At 67.5% G+C, this 4,524-nt stretch carries 4 protein-coding genes; 2 read left to right on the top strand and 2 right to left on the bottom strand.

All coding sequences use genetic code 11. The features are described from left to right. Nucleotides 1–149: 149 nt before the first annotated feature. Nucleotides 150–1,325: an alpha-hydroxy acid oxidase gene (locus tag L995_RS03755; RefSeq protein WP_047469252.1), complete on the bottom strand. Its 1,176-nt coding sequence runs from the start codon at nucleotides 1,323–1,325 to the stop codon at nucleotides 150–152. A gap of 219 nt (nucleotides 1,326–1,544) precedes the next feature. Between L995_RS03755 and L995_RS03750 the strand changes: the two genes are divergently transcribed. Beyond that, on the top strand, nucleotides 1,545–3,203 hold the full coding sequence (locus L995_RS03750) for an L-lactate permease (RefSeq protein ID WP_016447838.1): 1,659 nt from the start codon (nucleotides 1,545–1,547) through the stop codon (nucleotides 3,201–3,203). Between the two features lie 155 nt (nucleotides 3,204–3,358). Then, nucleotides 3,359–4,324: a bifunctional helix-turn-helix transcriptional regulator/GNAT family N-acetyltransferase gene (locus L995_RS03745; RefSeq protein WP_047469248.1), complete on the top strand. Its 966-nt coding sequence runs from the start codon at nucleotides 3,359–3,361 to the stop codon at nucleotides 4,322–4,324. A gap of 38 nt (nucleotides 4,325–4,362) precedes the next feature. On the opposite strand, the gene L995_RS31690 is transcribed toward L995_RS03745, so the two are convergent. After that, on the bottom strand, nucleotides 4,363–4,524 hold a 162-nt coding region (locus L995_RS31690), incomplete at its 5' end, for a hypothetical protein (protein WP_156135977.1).

Raw genomic sequence — 4,524 nt, 5'->3', positions numbered from 1 at the left:
CCGCGTCATCCTGGCCGTACTGCATGCGGCGGGCCGGCTGGTGGCGGCGCAGCCGGAAAGCCGGCGCGTACCTGCCCAAGCCTGAGGCGCAGCCTGAAAGGAAAAAAGGACCGCCGAGGCGGTCCTTTTCTCGTGCAGCTTTTGCCGGTTCAGCGCACGGCGCCCGGATAGGTTCCGGGCAGCAGGATGCTGCGGTCCACGGTATCGATCTGCGTGTGCCCGCAGAAGGCCATGGTGGTCTCCAGCTCCTTCTGGATGATCTGCAGGGCGCGCGTCACGCCATGCTCGCCGTAGGCACCCAGGCCGTAGAGGAAGCTGCGGCCGATCATGGTGCCCTGGGCGCCCAGGGCACGCGCCTTGAGCACGTCCTGCCCGCTGCGGATGCCGCCGTCCATCCAGACCTCGATGTCCTTGCCCGCCGCCTCGGCAATGCCCGGCAGCGCCTCGATGGACGAGGGTGCGCCGTCGAGCTGGCGCCCGCCGTGGTTGCTGACGACGAGCGCGTCGGCGCCGCTGTCGGCCGCCAGGCGCGCGTCCTCGGCGTCCATGATGCCCTTGAGGATGAGCTTGCCGCCCCAGAGCTTCTTGATGCGCTCCACGTCGCCCCAGTTCAGGCTGGGATCGAACTGGCTGGCGGTCCACGACGACAGCGAACTCATGTCGGCCACGCCATCCACATGTCCGACGATGTTGCCGAAGGTGCGGCGCTTGGTGCCCAGCATGCCCAGGCACCAGTGCGGTTTGGTCGCCAGGTTGGCCAGGTTGCGCAGCGTGGGCTTCGGTGGCGTGGACAGGCCGTTCTTGATGTCCTTGTGGCGCTGGCCCAGGATCTGCAGGTCCAGCGTCAGCACCAGGGCCGAGCAGTTGGCCGCGCGGGCACGCTCGATCAGGCGCTCCATGAACCGGCGGTCGCGCATCACATAGAGCTGGAACCAGAACGGATGGCGGCCCGTGTGCTCGGCAATGTCCTCGATGGAGCAGATGCTCATGGTGGACAGCGTGAACGGAATGCCGAAGGCCTTGGCCGCGCGCGCGCCCAGGATCTCGCCGTCGGCATGCTGCATGCCGGTCAGGCCCGTGGGCGCGATGGCCACGGGCATGGCGACCTGCTCGCCGATCATGGTGGTGCGCGTGCTGCACCCCTCCATGTTCACGGCCACGCGCTGGCGCAGCTTGATCCGGTGGAAGTCGTCCTCGTTGGCGCGGTAGGTGCCCTGGGTGTAGGAACCCGAATCGGCGTAGTCATAGAACATGCGCGGCACGCGGCGCTGGGCCACGACGCGCAGGTCTTCGATGCAGGTGATTTTGGAAAGGTCGGTGGACACGTTTTCTGGCTTTCTGGAACCCGCATGCCGCGGGACTGCCGAGCATGGTAGTGCCGTGCGCGGGCTCCGGCCACCCGTTCGGGTTTGAAGTGATTTGTGCGCCGATTGAAATTTTCTCTCTCGCAGCCCAACCCAGGGCTAACGCTAGTGCGCCAAACCGCCATGGGAGTAACGATCCGCCCCGCACAACATCCTAAAAACTCTTCAGGAGAAGCTCCTATGGTTTGGCAACAGGTCTACGACCCTCTTTCCAACATGTGGCTGTCCACACTGCTTGCGGCCATTCCGGTCGTGGTCATGCTGGTGGGACTGGGCTTTTTGCACATGAAGGCCCATCTGGCGGCCGGCGCCGGGCTGGTTGCCGCGCTGGTGATCGCGGTCTTCGTCTACAACATGCCGGCCGGCATGGCCGGGCGCGCGGCGCTGTTCGGCGGCTTCACCGGGCTGCTGCCCATCGGCTGGATCGTTCTGAACATCATCTTCCTGCACCAGCTGACCGAGAAGAACGGCAGCTTCAAGATCCTGCAGGACTCCATTGCCGGCATCACCGAGGACAGGCGCATCCAGCTGCTGCTGATCGCCTTCGCCTTCGGCGCCTTCTTCGAGGGCGCGGCCGGCTTCGGCACGCCCGTGGCCGTGACGGCGGCCATCCTCATCGGCCTGGGCTTTTCGCCGCTGGCCGCCTCGGGCCTGTCGCTGATCGCCAATACCGCGCCCGTGGCCTTCGGCGCGCTGGGCACGCCGGTGATCACGCTGGCCAAGGTCCATGGCTACGACCTGATGGAGGTCACGGCCATGGTCGGCCGCCAGCTGCCGTTCTTCTCGGTGCTGGTGCCGTTCTGGCTGATCTGGGCCTTTGCCGGGCGCAAGGCCATGATGGAGATCTGGCCCATCATTTTGGTGACCGGCGTGTCCTTCGCCATTCCGCAGTACCTGGTGTCCAACTTCATCGGACCCGAGCTGGTGGACATCATCGCGGCCATCGTCTCCATGGTCTGCACGGTCGGCTTCCTGCGCATATGGCAGCCCAGGACCATCTGGCGCTCGACCTCGCTCAAGGGCCATGAGAGCAGCGGCGGCGAGGCCCAGGCGCCCCGCGCCGTGACCCAGCACCCGCGCGCCGACGTGATCCGCGCCTGGACGCCCTGGGCCATCCTCACGGTCTTCGTCTTCATCTGGGGCCTGCCCTCGGTCAAGGCGGCGCTCAATGGCCTGTTCGCACCGGCCTTTCCCATGGAAGGCCTGCACAACATGGTCGAGAAGGTGCCGCCCGTGGTGCGCCAGCCCACCAAGGAAGGCGCCATCTACACGCTGAACCTGCTGTCGGCCACGGGCACGGGCATCCTGCTGTCGGCCATCGTGGGCGGCCTGGTCATGAAGTACAACCCCGTGCAACTGGTCAGCCAGTTCGTGCGCACCCTCTGGCTGGTGCGTTATTCGCTCATCACCATCGTGCTGATGCTGGCGCTGGGCACGCTGACGCGCTACTCGGGCACCGACACCACGCTGGGCCTGGCCTTCGCCAACACCGGCGTGTTCTACCCCTTCTTCGGCACGCTGATGGGCTGGCTGGGCGTGGCGCTCACGGGTTCGGACACGGCATCGAACGTGCTGTTCGGCGGCATGCAGAAGGTGGCGGCCGAGCAGCTGGGCCTGTCGCCCAACCTCATGGGCGCGGCCAACAGCTCGGGTGGCGTGATGGGCAAGATGATCGATGCGCAGTCCATCGTCGTCGCCTCCACCGCCACGCGCTGGTTCAACCATGAGGGCGACATCCTGCGCTACGTGTTCTTCCACTCCGTCGCCCTGGCCTGCCTGATGGGCATCTTCGTGACGCTGCAGGCCTATGTCTGGCCGTTCCGCCTGATGGTCAATTGAGCCTTGCGCATCTGCGCCAGGCCCCAGCCGCCCGCATGCGCCGGGCGGCTTTTTTGCGCCTGGGGTATGCATCGCTGCATCAACAGATGCGCAGCGGCATTTATGGTTGTACCATGCAACCATATTCAAACCCTGCACGGCCCCAAGGAGCACCCATGCCGCAGCACGATCTTTCCCTGGTGGACGACATCCGCGCCGCCTCGCGCCTGATGGTGCGCGAGCTGGGCTTCATGCAGGCCACGCTGGCGGCCACGGACTATCCGCCCTCGGCCGTGCACGCCATCCTGGAGATCGGCGCGCAGGGGTCCATGGCGGCCTCGCAGCTGGCCCAGGCGCTGGGGCTGGAGAAATCCAGCGTCAGCCGCATGGTGCGCAAGCTGGTGGAGGCCGGCGAGCTGAAGGAAACCGCCGATGGCGAGGACGGCCGCGTCAAGCGGCTGGCCCTCACCGCCAAGGGCCGGCGCACGCTGGCCGCCATCGAGGCCTTCGGGCGCCAGCAGGTGACGGCCGCGCTGGACCGCATGCAGCCGCCGCAACAACAGGCGGTGTCGCGCGGGCTGGCCCTCTACGCTCAGGCACTGCAGGCGCATCGGCAGGAGGAGCCCCTGCCCGCACCCGCGCAGATACAGGTCCTGCCCGGATACCGGCCCGGCTGCATCGGCCGCATCGTGGAAATGCATGCGCGCTTCTATGCACGCCACGCAGGTTTCGGCGTCTTCTTCGAAAGCCGCGTGGCCAGCGGCCTGGCCGAGTTCGCTAGCCGGCTGGACAAACCCTGCAACCAGCTGTGGACGGCGCTGGACGGCGACCGCGTCGTGGGCTCCGTGGCCATCGATGGCGAGGACCTGGCCAAGCACCCCGAGGACCGCCAGGCGCACCTGCGCTGGTTCATCCTGGACGACGGCCTGCGCGGCGCCGGCACGGGGCGCCAGCTGCTGCAGCAGGCCCTGGCGTTCTGCGACCAGCAGGCCTTCGAGGCCACCCAGCTGTGGACGTTCAGCGGCCTGGATGCGGCACGCCGGCTCTACGAATCGTCAGGCTTCACCCTGGCCGAGGAATGGCCGGGCCAGCAATGGGGCGAGACCGTGACCGAGCAGCGCTTCGTGCGGGCTCGGCCCTGATGCTGCCCTGAGGCTGCCCTGTGGCCGCACTGCGGCGTTCAGCGCCCGCCCGCGCGCGAAGCCACCACGCCGGCGCCGCGCACCTCCACCTGCACGCTGTCCAGCACCTGCCCCTTGGCATCGACCAGTTCCAGCCGGTGGCGGCCGGGCCAGGGCATCCAGGCGGCGGCAGCACCCCGGCCGATCTCCTTGGGACGCGG

Origin of the sequence: Delftia sp. ZNC0008, from assembly GCF_000799035.1 — a bacterium.
Classification (GTDB): domain Bacteria; phylum Pseudomonadota; class Gammaproteobacteria; order Burkholderiales; family Burkholderiaceae_C; genus Comamonas; species Comamonas tsuruhatensis.
This window is presented reverse-complemented; position numbering and strand designations above follow the sequence as displayed.

Excerpts from the sequence above, each read along its gene's own strand:
- L995_RS03750 (WP_016447838.1), top strand. The coding sequence starts at position 1,545 with ATGGTTTGGCAACAGGTCTACGACCCTCTTTCCAACATGTGGCTGTCC.
- L995_RS03745 (WP_047469248.1), top strand. The coding sequence starts at position 3,359 with ATGCCGCAGCACGATCTTTCCCTGGTGGACGACATCCGCGCCGCCTCG.